The organism is Polaribacter sp. Q13 (assembly GCF_016858305.2).
In the GTDB taxonomy this organism is placed as follows: domain Bacteria; phylum Bacteroidota; class Bacteroidia; order Flavobacteriales; family Flavobacteriaceae; genus Polaribacter.
In genome coordinates this window covers 1118995-1133328 of sequence record NZ_CP074436.1, presented here as the reverse complement: position 1 = coordinate 1133328, position 14334 = coordinate 1118995, and the positions used below count along the sequence as shown (strand labels likewise).

The 14334-nt window shown below is 31.3% G+C and carries 11 protein-coding genes and 1 pseudogene; 11 read left to right on the top strand and 1 reads right to left on the bottom strand.

Annotation, left to right across the window (positions count from 1 at the left end):
- Positions 1-86: 86 nt before the first annotated feature.
- From JOP69_RS04680 to JOP69_RS18790, 3 genes and pseudogenes are all read left to right on the top strand, one after another.
- Positions 87-979 (top strand): annotated as a pseudogene (locus JOP69_RS04680) (IS1595 family transposase).
- Between the two features lie 710 nt (positions 980-1689).
- Positions 1690-2796: a hypothetical protein gene (locus JOP69_RS04675; protein WP_203392252.1), complete on the top strand. Its 1107-nt coding sequence runs from the start codon at positions 1690-1692 to the stop codon at positions 2794-2796.
- A 192-nt stretch (positions 2797-2988) separates the two neighbouring features.
- Positions 2989-3246 (top strand): T9SS type A sorting domain-containing protein, encoded by a 258-nt coding sequence (locus JOP69_RS18790; RefSeq protein WP_203392520.1) that lies wholly within the window; start codon positions 2989-2991, stop codon positions 3244-3246.
- Positions 3247-3436: 190 nt separating this feature from the next.
- On the opposite strand, the gene JOP69_RS04665 is transcribed toward JOP69_RS18790, so the two are convergent.
- Positions 3437-5056 (bottom strand): tetratricopeptide repeat protein, encoded by a 1620-nt coding sequence (locus JOP69_RS04665; RefSeq protein WP_203392253.1) that lies wholly within the window; start codon positions 5054-5056, stop codon positions 3437-3439.
- A 231-nt stretch (positions 5057-5287) separates the two neighbouring features.
- On the opposite strand from JOP69_RS04665, the gene JOP69_RS04660 reads away from it, so the two are divergent.
- The 8 genes from JOP69_RS04660 to JOP69_RS04625 all read left to right on the top strand — a co-directional run bounded on the left by JOP69_RS04660 (position 5288) and on the right by JOP69_RS04625 (position 14331).
- Positions 5288-5689: a sulfatase-like hydrolase/transferase gene (locus JOP69_RS04660; RefSeq protein ID WP_215602655.1), complete on the top strand. Its 402-nt coding sequence runs from the start codon at positions 5288-5290 to the stop codon at positions 5687-5689.
- Positions 5638-6237, top strand: coding sequence for a sulfatase-like hydrolase/transferase (locus JOP69_RS04655; protein ID WP_203392255.1), 600 nt, complete (start codon positions 5638-5640; stop codon positions 6235-6237). The genes JOP69_RS04660 and JOP69_RS04655 overlap by 52 nt, the downstream gene beginning before the upstream one ends.
- A gap of 9 nt (positions 6238-6246) precedes the next feature.
- On the top strand, positions 6247-6780 hold the full coding sequence (locus JOP69_RS04650) for a sulfatase/phosphatase domain-containing protein (RefSeq protein WP_368378385.1): 534 nt from the start codon (positions 6247-6249) through the stop codon (positions 6778-6780).
- Between the two features lie 118 nt (positions 6781-6898).
- Positions 6899-7396, top strand: a complete 498-nt coding sequence (locus tag JOP69_RS04645; RefSeq protein ID WP_203392257.1) for a hypothetical protein — start codon at positions 6899-6901, stop codon at positions 7394-7396.
- Positions 7363-8907: a hypothetical protein gene (locus tag JOP69_RS04640; RefSeq protein WP_203392258.1), complete on the top strand. Its 1545-nt coding sequence runs from the start codon at positions 7363-7365 to the stop codon at positions 8905-8907. Before JOP69_RS04645 ends, JOP69_RS04640 begins: the two co-directional genes overlap by 34 nt.
- Before the next feature lie 133 nt (positions 8908-9040).
- Complete coding sequence (locus JOP69_RS04635) at positions 9041-10450, top strand: sialate O-acetylesterase (protein ID WP_203392259.1); 1410 nt, start codon at positions 9041-9043, stop codon at positions 10448-10450.
- 10 nt (positions 10451-10460) lie between these two features.
- Positions 10461-12656, top strand: coding sequence for a glycoside hydrolase family 3 C-terminal domain-containing protein (locus JOP69_RS04630; protein WP_203392260.1), 2196 nt, complete (start codon positions 10461-10463; stop codon positions 12654-12656).
- 136 nt (positions 12657-12792) lie between these two features.
- A complete protein-coding gene (locus JOP69_RS04625; protein WP_203392261.1) occupies positions 12793-14331 on the top strand; it encodes a sialate O-acetylesterase in 1539 nt (512 codons plus the stop codon).
- Positions 14332-14334 lie beyond the last annotated feature (3 nt).

The window sequence follows — 14334 nt, the reverse complement described above, 5'->3', positions numbered from 1 at the left end:
TAGATGTCATCTACTCTAAGTTTAATTAACTAATTAGAGGTCAGTATTTAAATTCATATCTTTAAAATCAATAAATAGGTAATATTATGAATATATTTCAAGGACAAAATCTTCTAGAGTTTGCTGATCGGTTTAAAACAGATGAAGATTGCAAGAAATATTAGGCAGATATTAAATGGAAAGATGGTTTTGTATGTGTAAAATGGGGTCATAAAAAGGCTCAAATAAGAAAAGATTTTTCACGTACTTGTAATATATGTTCTCATCAAGAATCCTCAACATCAAACACACTTTTTCATAAAGTAAAGTTTGGTATTAGAAAAGCCTTTTTTATCGTTTTTGAAATGAGTACAAGTACTAAAAGTCTTTCTGCTAGTTATGTTGCAGTTCGCTTTAGTGTCACAGAAAAGACTGCTCGTTTATTCATGCTTAAAATTAGAGAAGCTATGGAAAGTAGTGGGAATAATCCAATGACTGGTATTGTTCCTGTGGATGAATTTGTCCTAGGAGGACGAGAAAAAGATAAAGTAGGTAGAAGTTATAATACAAAGAAAAAGAAGGCTATAACTGCTGTTGAATTAACAGAAGATGTAAAAGTTAAAAGAATGTATGCAATGAGAATCGAAGATTTTTCAGCTAGTTCTTTGCAATATATTTTTGTGAACCATATCAGTAGAAAGGCTAAAGTGATAACCGATAAATGGAGAGGTTACAGACCAATAGCCAAAGCTTATAATATTACTCAAATAGAAAGTAATGGGGGATGAATTTTAAAGTACTTCATACAATGATTCATCAAGTGAAATCTTGGATAAGAACAACTTATTCTTGGGTAAGTGACTTTAATTTAAATAGATATTTTAATGAATTTTGTTTCAGAATTAATCGTTCACAAAGTAAAACAACAATTTTCAATAACTTAATAACAAAAATGGTTGAAAAGGATAAAGTAGGTCATAAGCAAATTATATGCAACTAACTACTGACCTCTATCTTATTATATAAAAGACAAACCTAAATCTTGTAATTATTAAATTAATTATTACAGCTAATTTTTAAAAGAGATACAAATTATTATACTACGGAAAATTGTAATGTTTTCCTTAATTATAAATTTTTAGGTGTCTTTTTTTACATTGTGAGTTACTTGTACTTATAATGAAAGACAAAAGAAAAAGAAAAGAATCTATTCGCTAATTATAAATTTATGATGAAATATCCACCCTTTTATTTATTTGATAAAGGCAAGTAAAGTATGTTAAAATCAAATAAACATAAACTTGAAACTTTAGCGAATCATTTTTGGAACTTAAATTTTTATAATATTGGGCTAACAGTTAAAATTTAGTTAGAAAAAGCATTTTTTTTTTAAAATATTGTAAAACAACCTTTTTTTTAAAAAATTCCCCCTAATAGCACCTTAATAAAATCTTAACAAAACCTTAATACTTAAGTTTAACAAAATAATTACTACAACCATTTCGTAATTTTTTGTTTTTTTTTGAAATTGTAGAATCTATAGCGTGTTGTTTTTAATAGTCTGTTTATTAGTTGTTTGTGTTTTTTAAATAGAGTTAAATGAATGTAACTTAAAATACTTTGTTAAGTTCTGTATAGTTTGTTTTTATTCTAAAATGGTAATACTCAAGTATCTTTATGAATATAAATATCATAAAAACACATTAAATCATGAAAATTATTAGAAAACTATCTGTATTATCCTTTGCAGTTGTATCAAGTACTTTATTACTTACAAGTTGTGATCAAAATGAAAATGAGTTAACTCCTCTTGAAGGTAAATCTGCAATAGCTCAAGTATTAGCTAAGACTACAATAAACAGTGCCAGTTTATCAGGCTGTAGTCCTACAAACAATATCCTTTTTGATTCCCCTATAAATAACCTTATTAGCCCCACTAATAAAAATCAAAATGGAATGAGTGGTTGGAAAAAAGTTAATTCTCTATCTGATGAATTTAATTATACAAGTAAACAGACTTTATTAAACAAATGGAAATATGGTTTTGTTAACAATTATACTGGACCTCCTCCAACGTTATGGTCAGGAGATCAAGTTTCTCTTGGGGGCGGAGAATTAACGTTAACTGCACAAGAAACAGGGTCGGGTAAAAATAGAAGGCTTAAATGTGGTATGATTACTAGTAAAGCTTCAAGTAGTTACCCATTATATCAAGAAGCTAGAGTAAAAGTAAGTAATTCTTCTTTAGCGAATGCTGTTTGGATGCTTAGTGACAACCCTGGAACAACAGAAGAAATTGATAACCTTGAAGCTTATGGACCTAGATTACGTCCAGACGGAACTCAAGTTAGCAAACCTTTTTTTGCTGATCGTTTACACCTAAGTCATCATACTTTTCAGTCATCTCCAAGGTTAGATTATCAACCAAAAATTCAAACATGGATGTCTCAAAAGAAAAGCAATGGTAATTGTAACAGAACTAATGACGTAGTATGGAGTCAAAAATACCATATTTACGGAGTTAAATGGGTAAGCGCTACTAAACTTGAGTATTATGTTGATGGAAAAAAAGTAAAGACTGTAGATGGGTTAAATATTACTGATGGTATCGATCCTCAGGGTTATACAAAATGTAATGGTCTTAAAAGAGAAATGCGTATGCTAATTAGTCAAGCTGCTCAACATTGGAGATATGGAAGTATTGATAATTTTTGGAATAGTCCTGATATTAAATCTGGAAATGCTACAAAAATGAGAATTGACTGGATTCGCGTTTTTACTCCAACTGGTACAGAAAATAGAAGAAGCTGTAATTAAGCTTTCTATTTTTTAAGTCTTTAAAATTTTAAAATAAACCATCTAATTTTTAGATGGTTTTTTTGTGGTTCTTTTTTTGTAGTGAATTAGCTGAGGAATTTTATTAACATTTAATTGGTTGCGCATAGATAAAACAATAAATGTAGGTTTTGTATCAATTCTTTAATAGTTTTTAGTGATTGGAAATAAAAAATTTCAAGTTTACCCAAAACCCTATTTGTACATTGTTTTATTGAAAATAAAGAGTTTATCACAATTAAAACCAGTAATTCTACAGCTTATAAAGTTGAGGTTTATAACTTAGTAGGGCAATTAAGAAAGCAGGTTTCTGTACAAGAAGGAAACGGTAAGTTTACCTTAAGCTTAAAGGAATTCAAAAATGGAATTTACCTTTTAAAATTTGTTAATGATACAGGTACAGTTGTAAAAAAAATGATTTTAAGCGAATAAAAATTCAAACTAATTTTTATGTTTAAAACGTTCTAGATTAATGAGACGTATACTAACTGTAATTATTTTGTATAGATAATTTGTATAAAATTTAAATAAGATAAACACTTGCCTTAAAAAAAACATATGTTTTATAGTTTATCTGTTTAATGTGGTAACATTGAATATAAATTAAAGTGCTTTGGTTTTATTATTTTATATTGTTTAAAAATTCAATTAAATTAGTATCGGTATTTAGTGATAGTTTTTTTCTAATTCTATAGCGTGCCATATGAACACTTTTTTCTGTAACGCCTAACAATTTAGAAATTTCCTTTCCTTTTAAGTTTAATTTTAGAAGCGCACAATATTTTAGATCGATAATTGTTAAATCAGTAAATTCTTGTTTTAGATTTTCATAAAAACCTTTGTTAACACTAACAAATCGTTTTTCAAATTCTTCCCAGGTATCTGTAATCAATCGTTTTCTTGAAATCATTAAAGATTTGGCTTCTTTAGATTCATCAGTATTGTCAAGATAATCAACAAATTGGTCTAAAAGATCATCTCGTTCCATTAACTGTAAAGCGTAAGAGGTTAGTTCTTTGTTTTTTAGTTCTAATTGTAAAAGAGACAATCTTTCTTTTTTCTTTGAAGATTCTTTAATTAGTCTTTGTTCCGTTTTGTGTTTTATTTTTTGCTTTCTATTCCTATAGAATAAACCACTAGCTATAAAAATAAAAAGGATTAATAACGATATGATTCTAAATCGTAAAATTGTACTTTCTTTTTCTGCAATTTTTTTTTCTTGGTTTTCAAGCATTTCCTGGTAGCTATCTCGTATTTTTAAAACACTCTTGTTTCTTTTACTTGTTGCTTTTAGGTGTTTATCTGTATACTCGCTAGCTTCTAGTAAGTAGGTATAGGCTTTTTCATTGTCTCCTAATTCTTTGTATATCTCAGCAATTTTACTTTTTACAAATGCTTGATGATCATTTTTTATATTCAGTTTTTCTATAAGAGCTAAACTTTTTAGATAATGAGAAAGAGCAGATGTATAGTCTTTTTTAGACATATAAATACGTGCAATACCTGAAGAAACCAGTATCTGTGAACCTACTTCATTTTCTGTTGTATTTTTTAAATCTTCTATATTACCTTGAATTTCTAAGGGTAATAATATTTTTAAGGCTGTGTCAGAACTACCTATAGCCATATAGATACCAGCCTTAATTCTATAAAGACTAGTTTTGTTTATGGTTGAAAATTTTAAAGAATCTGTGATGGTAAAACAAGAATCTAAATAGGATAATGCCCGCTCATTATTTAATTTGTGTCGCTCAAGCTCTACCATGTTTTGATAATAAGGTATCAGTTTTGAATACGCTATTTTTTCTTCAAGCTGTAGTTGTTTTGCAATTAGTAGTGCTCTATGTAAATAGGTTTCTCCTATCTCGTAATCTCCAAATTTACAATATAGACTTCCTAGTTGTTTTAGGTTTTCGGCTGTTTCTTTTTGTAGTCCTTTTTGCTCTGATAAAAACAAAGCTTTAGAAAAATAGTTAAGGGCCTCTGTGAAATTCATTTGATTATAATGATAATTTCCAATTTTTTGAAGATAAAAAACTTCTCGCTTACTATTTTTATTCTTCTTAGCCTCTTTGTGTTTTTTTATATAAAAGTTTATGTCAAAATTTGAATTTCTAACAGAAATAGAATCTATTTTCTTTGTTGCAGGTTGTTGTTGATGTTTGGAACTATGAATTACTTGAATAGAAGTAGTATATAAGATGTATATAATTATAAAGTATCTGTAGAGCTCCTTGTTCATGGTTATAAGTAATTAAAGAACAATGATATAATAAAATATTCTATTATAAATGATAAATGTATTTAAAAACGAAATAGATGTTTAATATCGCTCAAATAGAGGTTAAATAGAGTCGTTAAATTTTAAATATAGCTATTTGAGTTGTAGTTTTGGGAATACGTGAAACAGTGAATTTAACTTCATTTATGCAATACGAATAGAACTCTTATTTTAGTAATTCTTTCAGGACTAATGGTTTTGTTTTCCTTAAATGCTCAAAATAAGGATTATAAGACACAAGACAAACCAAACATAGTTTTGGTTCTTATCGACGATATGGGCTGGAAAGATATGGGCTGCTCGGGAAGTAAATATTATGAAACTCCAAATATGGATGCTTTAGCAGCGTCCGGAATGCGTTTCGAAAACGGATATTCTTCATCTCCTGTTTGTGCTCCTTCTCGTGGTGCAATATATACAGGTAAAAGTCCAGGACGAACAAAATATTCTACGGTTTATAATGGTGGTGCCGCAGCTGATGAACGATTGTTTGAAAGAAGTAAGTTTAGAGATGGTAAAAACCTAATAAAAATTATGAAGCTTTGCACAGACATAATATTCCAAAGTCGGAAGTGTTTTTTGCTGAAGCCCTAAATAATGGCGGATATGCTACTGGATTTTTCGGAAAATGGCATTGTGGAGTGGATAAAGAATATACGCCTAATACACTCGGTTTTCAGGTTGCAAAAGGCTATAGAAATGAACATGTTGGAACAGGAACTTCAGGTCATTGGGGAAAAAAATTTAAAAAATATGGTGTAGGATTAAAAGATATTAAAGGAGATACCTACATAGCAGATGCTTTAACAGATGAATGCATTCAATTTATAAATGAGAAGAAAGAAGAGCCTTTTTTAGCCGTACTTTCTCATTATTTGATGCACATGCCAGTACAAGCAAAACCTGAATTGGTAGAACGATTTAAAAATAAGGCAACCACAGATCATGATAATCCAGAGTATGCAGCAATGTTGTTGTCGGTTGATGAAAGTTTAGGAAGAGTTGTTGCTGAATTAAAAAGATTAGGTTTAGATAAGAATACACTTGTAGTTTTTACGTCTGATAATGGTGGGTTAAATAATAATACATCTAATTATCCATTACTTGGAGGTAAAAGTTATGCTTTTGAAGCTGCCATGTGAGTTCCTTTTATTGCAAAATGGCCAGCTGTAATTAAGCCGAAACAGCTAGTTAAAAATCGTGCTATTGGTATGGATCTTTATCCAACTTTTTTAGACGCTGCAGGTTTAAAATTAACTCCCGATCAACATGCTGATGGACAAAGTCTTTTGCCTGTTTTTAAAGGAACTCAAAAAAATAAAAAAAGACGTTTAGTATTTCATTATCCACATTATACAAGTAATTCGAGTCCTTATTCATCCATTATTGATGGAGATTTTAAATTGATACACTTTTATAATGACGAAGAAGGCGCTTATTTATTATTTGATTTAAGTAAAGACTTGTCTGAGCAAAATAATTTGTCAATAAAGGAACCAAAAATCACGCAAAAACTCGCAATGCTTTTAGAGATGGAGTTGAAAAAAATGGATGCAGAATTACCTATTCCAAATCCTAATTATCAAGCTGATGCAAAAAACTTTAGTAATCTAAAGTCAAATTATAGTAGAGCTAATAGAGATAGAGAGAAACAAAAGAAGAAAATTGACAATTCAAAAATCTAACAATACACTTTCAAATGTGTAGCTTTTTGTTGTTGAGAGCTAGGCTTGTGCTAAATATTTTTAGATTCATATTGAGCTAAAGAGGATAATAATATTGTTATTAAATTAAAATAAAGCGATGAATAAATTTTTTGCTACAATCATTTACATAGGGATACTTAGCATGTGCTCTTTGAATGCTCAAAATAAAGAATATAACGCACCAAAAGGAATGGTGAATGGAGGTCAGTTTATTGATCGATTTTTGCCTGTTGAATTAAATGGACCTTTGCATTCTGATGTTTGGGGATCCAAAAGTGTTCTTCCTCGTGATGTTTTGAATGGTATTGAAGATGAAACGTACTCTTATTGGGGCGGGAATATTATGTTAGGGGATGATGGCAAATACCATATGTTTCCTTGCAGGTGGAAAGAAGGAAATGTCATAGGAAGTAGGAGTGGACATATGACTTGGGTAGTTCTGATGTTGTACATGCAGTTAGTAAAAATGTTACTGGGCCGTATAAGGTTGAAAGTAGTATTGGAGCGTGTCATAATCCTGAAGTTTATAAACGGAAAGACGATACCTATATTCTCGGATGCTTGGGGTATAAACACTATCGCTCAACATCTTTAAATGGTCCTTGGATAAAACACGAGACTAAATTTCAATGGTTAAAAAGACCAAATAATACTTCGAACAGAACGTATGTAATGCGCGATGATGATTCTTCTATTGTGATGAATCAAAACGGGTTTCTTTATTTTAGTGAGAAATCTGATGAAGATTTTATTGAGTTAAAAGACGAATCGGCTTTCACAATATTTCCTATTGTAGGAGCAGAAGATCCAGTTATTTGGAGAGATGAAGTTCAATATCATTGTGTATATAATGGGCCAAAAGGGAAAATTGCATTTTATATGCGTTCCAAAGATGGTATTCATTGGAAATGGATGGAAGGAGTTGCTTATCTACCTAATGTAATAAAGCATGTGGGAGGAACTTCTGAAGGTTGGTATAAATTGGAACGCCCTAAAGTAGTTCAGGATACCTATGGTCGCGCAACACATATGAACATGGCCGTAATGGATACTATTAAATGGGGTGATTTGGCGAATGACAGGTACAGCTCTAAAAATTTAGTGATGCCATTACGTGTTTCGAAAAGAATTCAAATTTTAAACAAGGAACGACTTCATAAAAACACGAATCGAATAAAAGTTAAAATATTGGCTGAAGATGGGTTTGATCCTATAAAGGATATAGATATTAAATCATTAAAGTTTGGAGCACCAGAGTTAGTCAATTTTGGTAAAGGTGTAAAAGTGATAAGTTCTCAAAAAGAAGGGAAAAATCTTATCGTAGTTTTCAAAGGGAAAGGTAACGGTTTTGAAGATCATAATTTTGCGGGTAAGTTAATTGGGAAGGATAAAAATGGAGCATTGATTTTTGGGTACGCTAAGATGAAACGAAGTACTTCTTCATTTAAAGATGAAATTATTTTCAATACTGTTTTAGATGAAATTGAGTACTCTGGAAAGATGAAGTTTGCAGTCAATTTTAAAACGAAAGAAGAACGAAATCTTTGTGTAGATTTAATAAATATAACTACTGGGGAAAAAGAGAATTCTGTTTCTTTAAAGAAAGTGAATGGAGAAGATTTAAAAGTGATTCATTTCTTACCTAAAAAAGGTGCTGAATTAAATAGAAAGCATCGTTACAGGTTTGATATTTATTTAACTGATATAAACGATCGTAAAGAAGTAGTCTCAAAAGTTGTAAGCAAGGAAGTTGTAGTGCTTCCACCAAATGCGGGTATCGATAAATTACAATGGGTAAAAGTACCAAAGGGAATTCCAGTAACCGGAAAAATGATATTGCCTATTAAATATGAGACTAAAGGAAAAAGAGATATTCAAATTGATTTTACACGTGCCAATCCTAGAGGGCGAATAAGAACTATTTCTACGGTAACGGTGGAAGGAAAAGGAACTGCAAATGTTGAGTTTTCTCTAAAACCTTCTGACAAACTTAAAGTTAAAGATGAATGTGTTTTCTTAATCTATTTAACCAAACATAAAGAAGGAGATAAAGGACGTGTTTCTGATTTTATTAGAGGAAGGAGTCCTGTTATAGAGGTTGAATAGTCTTTTTAAAAACATAAGTACTATTTACTCACCTATTTTTTTAGACAAAGCTAGTTACTTGTATTAAAATGAACATTTGTTTTATAGTTTAACAGTTGAATGTGGTAACATTGAACTTAAATTAAGAATACATATGAGAAATTTATATCTAATGATTTTATGCTTGTTTGTGTATACTACAAATGCGCAAACACAATTAGCCAATATTTTTAATGACCATATGGTATTACAACGTAATACTAATGTCCATATTTGGGGTACAGATACTCCTAAATCTACCATTGAAATTATTGGAAGTTGGGGAGAAAAAGCTAGCGTCACAACAGATGCTAATGGGAAATGGAAGACAACAATTAAAACGTTAGAAGCTGGTGGACCTTATGCTCTAGAGGTAAAAGGATCTAAAAGTATCACGTTAAAAGATGTGCTTTTGGGTGAAGTTTGGTTGTGTGGCGGTCAATCTAATATGGCTATGGCTTTAAGGGGGAATGTTGGTCAGCATATAGAAGGAAGCAATCGTGCCATTTTAAATAGTACAAATTCTAACTTAAGGTTTTTTACAGTTCCAACAACCGTAAGCGAAGTTCCTTTAGATGATTTAAAAGGGAATTGGGAAGTATCAAGCCCCAAAACAGCGGCAGCATTTAGTGCTGTAGGTTATTTCTTCGGAAAAATGATTCAAGAACATTTAGGTGTTCCTGTTGGATTAATTTCTAGTAATGTGGGCGGAACCCCAGCACAAGCATGGACTTCAAAAGAAATTATTTCTTCAGAATTTCCAGAATTTAATAAAGATTTTTCTAAAAAGATAAACACAAAAACGGCAACAGTTTTATATAACGGAATGATAAACCCTTTAATCCCGTATGGAATAAAAGGCGCTATTTGGTATCAAGGAGAAGCAAATAGATGGAATGCAGAACAATACTCTAGATTGTTTCCTGCAATGATTAAAAATTGGAGAGACCAATTTAAACAAGGAGATTTTCCATTCTATTTTGTGCAATTAGCACCTTATGGGTATAAAGATTTAGAAGGTTGGGCACAATTGCAGCAATCGCAATTAAAAACAATGTTAACGGTACCAAATACAGGTATGGCAGTAATTAATGATATTGGATATAAAACACGAATTCATCCACCAAAAAAGAGAGAAGTAGGAGAGCGTTTGGCTTTTTGGGCGCTTGCAAAAGATTATAATGTTGAGGGAATAACCTATTCCGGACCAACATATAAAGCTATGAAAATAGAAAAAAACAAGGCACTTATTAGTTTTGATCATGCTGCTTTAGGAATTACAAGTTTGGGAAAACCATTAACAAATTTTGAGATTTCGGGAGAAGACGGTGTATTTCATCCAGCGGAAGCTAAAATTATTATGAAAGAAAAATTGCTGCAAGTTTGGAGTGATAAAGTGGCAAAACCTAAAAATGTTCGCTATGGTTTTAGTAGTTATATAGACGGATGTTTATTTAATACTGCAGGTCTTCCTGCTTCAGCTTTTAGTACAGAAGATTGGAATGTTATATTAAAATTAAATTAAAGAAATTATAATGTCATACAATAAATATTTTATCATTTTTTCATGTTTTTTTATTAGCACTTTGTCGAATGCTCAAAATGTGGATTTCTCTTTTCAAAATAATCAATTACCAATTGATGTAAGAGCAAAATTATTAGTTTCTCAGATGACTTTAGATGAGAAAATAGGTCAAATGACTTCTAATGCAGCAGCAATTCCTAGATTTAAAATACCAAAATACAACTGGTGGAGTGAAGCTTTACATGGTGTTGCAAGAAATGGGAAAGCTACTATTTTTCCACAAGCTATTGGTTTAGGAGCAACTTTTGATCCTGAATTGGTTAAAGAAATGGCTGATGCAATTTCAACTGAAGCAAGAGCTAAATTTACCATTGCTCAAAAAAAGGGAAATTACGGAAAGTTTGCGGGATTAACTTTTTGGTCGCCAACGGTAAACTTATTTAGAGACCCTAGATATGGTCGTGGACAAGAATGTTATGGAGAAGATCCGCTCTTAATGTCTAAAATTGGGGTTGCTTTTGTAAATGGTTTACAAGGTGATGATCCAAATATGTTAAAAACAGCAGCTTGTGCAAAACACTTTGTTATGCACTCAGGTCCTGAACACGGTAAATTGACTTTTAATGTAGAGGTTTCCAAGCAAGATTTAAACGAAACCTATTTCCCTGCTTTTAAAGCCTTAGTTGAAGATGCTAAAGTAGAAGGTGTAATGACTGCCTACAATATGGTTTACGGAAAACCTTCAGTTACTAGTGAGTTTTTAATTAAGGAAACTTTACGTGAAAATTGGAATTTTGATGGATATGTAACTTCAGATTGTGGAGCTATTGGCGGTGTTTCAGGAAAACAAGGATACGCAAAATCAAGTCTTGAAGGAGCCTCTCTTGCTATAAAAGCAGGAGCTAATTTAAACTGTGGAAGTGCATATAAGCAATTGAAAACGGCAGTAGAAAAAGGAATGGTTACCGAAGAATTGATTAATGAAAGAGTGATTCAGTTATTTAAAACTCGTTTCCGTTTAGGTTTGTTTGATAAGAATAGTGATCATCCCTATACTAAAATTGGACCAGAACATATTCACAGTCAAAAACATGTTCAATTGGCAAGAAACATTGCGCAAAAATCTATTGTTTTGTTGAAGAACAAAAATAATACACTTCCTTTATCGCCAGATATTAAGGTTCCTTATCTTACAGGACCCTTTGCAAATTCTAATGATGTGTTAATGGGGAGTTACTATGGGGTTAGTCCTTCAATGGTTTCTATTTTAGAGGGAGTTACGGATGCACTTTCATTAGGTACTTCTTTAAATTATAGAACAGGTGCTTTACCATTTCAAATAAACCCGAATCCTAAAAATTGGGCACCAAATGTAGCAGCAGAGTCAGATGCTATTATTTGTGTTGTTGGTACAACTCGTTATTTAGAAGGAGAATCAGTTGATGCTATTGCTTCAACTTGGGGTGGTGATAAAGAATTTTTAAAATTACCAGAAAACCAAATTAAATACATTCATCAATTAATTGAAAAGAAAAAGGATGCACCATTAATTTTAGTAATTGCAAGTGGAGGTCCAGTTTCTTTAGAAGGGATTGAAGAACATTGTGAAGCTATTATGCAAATTTGGTATCCAGGTGAACAAGGTGGAAACGCAGTGGCAGATATTTTATTTGGAAAAGTATCTCCTTCTGGAAAATTACCAGTTACATTTCCTAAAAACACAGCTCAATTACCTGCGTATGATAGGTATTCTATGAAAGGAAGAACTTACAAATATATGACTAAAGAGCCTATGTTTCCTTTTGGATTTGGTTTAACATATTCTGAAGCTGAATATAAAAACATGAGTTTAAATGCTCAAAAATTGAAGAAAAAAGAATCACTTGAAGTTAACCTAGAAGTTGCCAATAAAGGTGATTTTAATATTGATGAAGTTGTTCAATTATATATTTGTCCTGAAGATACTTCTGGCGGAATTCCATTGAAAAGTTTAAAAGCATTTAAACGTATTTCTTTGAAAAAAGGAGAAAGTAAAAAGGTTTCTTTTTCTATAAGCCCTGAAGAGTTAAAAGTAATTAACGAAGTAGGTGAAAAGGTCTGGCGAAAAGGAAAATATAAAGTTGTAGTAGGTAACTCATCACCAGGGAAATTAAGCACTAAACTTGGTGCTGCAATACCTCAAGAAGCTATTTTTCAGTTGAGATAAAGTATCAAAACCAAAAAATGTTTGTTATGGTTTTAGTAGTTATATAGACGAATATTTATTTAATAATGCAGGTTTTCCTGCTTCAGCTTTTAGAAAATAAGATTGGAAAACAATTCTTAAAAATTAAATTATAAACATGAATTATTTTAAGACATTATTGGTTGTTATACTATTATCAACTGCATCAAAAGTAACTGCACAAGTTACTTTGCCAAACTTTTTTAGTGATCATATGGTTTTACAAAGAAATCATAAAAATCCTATTTGGGGAAATGCAGATAAAAATGAGAAAATAACAGTTTCTATAAACGGACAAGAGCATACTACAAAAGCTAACAAAAATGGCTATTGGAAAGTAATTTTAAATTCAATGAAAGCTGGAGGACCCTATAATTTATTGGTAAAAGGTAAAAATACAGTTGAAATTAAAGACATATTAATTGGTGAAGTTTGGTTATGTTCTGGGCAATCTAATATGGGATGGAAAGTCGCAGGAACTACTTTTGCAGATTTAGAAATAGCATCAGCAAAGTATCCGAAGATTCGATTTTTAAAAGTTCCTTTAGTAGGGAATTTAGAAAAACAAGATAATTTTGATGCTTCTTGGGAAGTTTGTTCCCCAGAAACTGTGGGAACTTTTTCTGCCAATGGATATTTCTTCGGACGAAAATTACATCAAACTTTAGGTGTGCCAATAGGTTTAATTAATGTAGCTTGGGGAGCTTCTGCAATTGAAACTTGGATACCTAGAGATGCTATGGATGCTTCAGGAGAATATACAGAAATGCTGGCGCAATGGGATGAAAAAATGGCGAATTATACGCAGTCTACTTTTGATAAAGAAACAAAAGCATACAAAGCTTGGGAAAAAGGAGGTAAAAAAGGAAAGAAATTAAACCCAGCGAGAGATCATAGAATTGGTCAGAATACACCTGCTAATGGTTTTAATGGTTTGGTAAATCCTATTGTAGGTTACGGTATTAAAGGTGCTATTTGGTGTCAGGGAGAAACAAATTTAGGTCGTGCGTATCAATACCGTACTTTGTTTCCGCTATTAATTAATAGTTGGAGAAAATTATGGAATCAAGGTGATTTTCCTTTTTATTGGGTACAAGTTGCTGGTTTAAAAGAAAAAACTTTAGAAATAGGAAAAGGAAATATGTGGGCAGAAATGCGAGAAGCACAAAGTATGACGTTGTCTTTGCCAAATACAGGTGAAGCTATTGTGTATGATTTATCAGAAAGTAATAATATTCATTTTAAAGACAAACAAACTTCTGCAAACCGATTGGTTTTACATGCTTTAAATAATGATTATGGCGTTAAATTGAAAGCAAAAAGTCCGAGTTATCAATCTATGAAAGTTGAAGGGAATAAAATAACAATTACATTTAAAGATGTAGCTCAAAGTTTATACGCTTTCGATGAGAATACGGTAAAAGGATTTATGATTTCGGGAAAAGATCAAAAGTTTGTGTGGGCAAAAGCGAATATTGTTGGTAAAAACAAAGTAGTTGTTTTTGCTGATGAAATTAGCAAACCAATAGCAGTAAGATTTGCGTGGGCTAATAACCCGTATGCGAATTTATATGACAAAGCTAATTTACCCGTGACTGCTTTTAGAACAGATAATTGGCCAACAATTACTTTACATAACAAAAAAGCGAATAGATAAAAT

What these genes read in the sequence shown, in the direction of transcription:
- JOP69_RS04635 (WP_203392259.1), top strand. Translation starts at nt 9,041, where the DNA reads ATGAGAAATTTATATCTAATGATTTTATGCTTGTTTGTGTATACTACA.
- JOP69_RS04645 (WP_203392257.1), top strand. Translation starts at nt 6,899, where the DNA reads ATGAATAAATTTTTTGCTACAATCATTTACATAGGGATACTTAGCATG.
- JOP69_RS04675 (WP_203392252.1), top strand. Translation starts at nt 1,690, where the DNA reads ATGAAAATTATTAGAAAACTATCTGTATTATCCTTTGCAGTTGTATCA.
- JOP69_RS04625 (WP_203392261.1), top strand. Translation starts at nt 12,793, where the DNA reads ATGAATTATTTTAAGACATTATTGGTTGTTATACTATTATCAACTGCA.
- JOP69_RS04630 (WP_203392260.1), top strand. Translation starts at nt 10,461, where the DNA reads ATGTCATACAATAAATATTTTATCATTTTTTCATGTTTTTTTATTAGC.
- JOP69_RS04660 (WP_215602655.1), top strand. Translation starts at nt 5,288, where the DNA reads ATGGTTTTGTTTTCCTTAAATGCTCAAAATAAGGATTATAAGACACAA.
- JOP69_RS04665 (WP_203392253.1), bottom strand. Translation starts at nt 5,056, where the DNA reads ATGAACAAGGAGCTCTACAGATACTTTATAATTATATACATCTTATAT.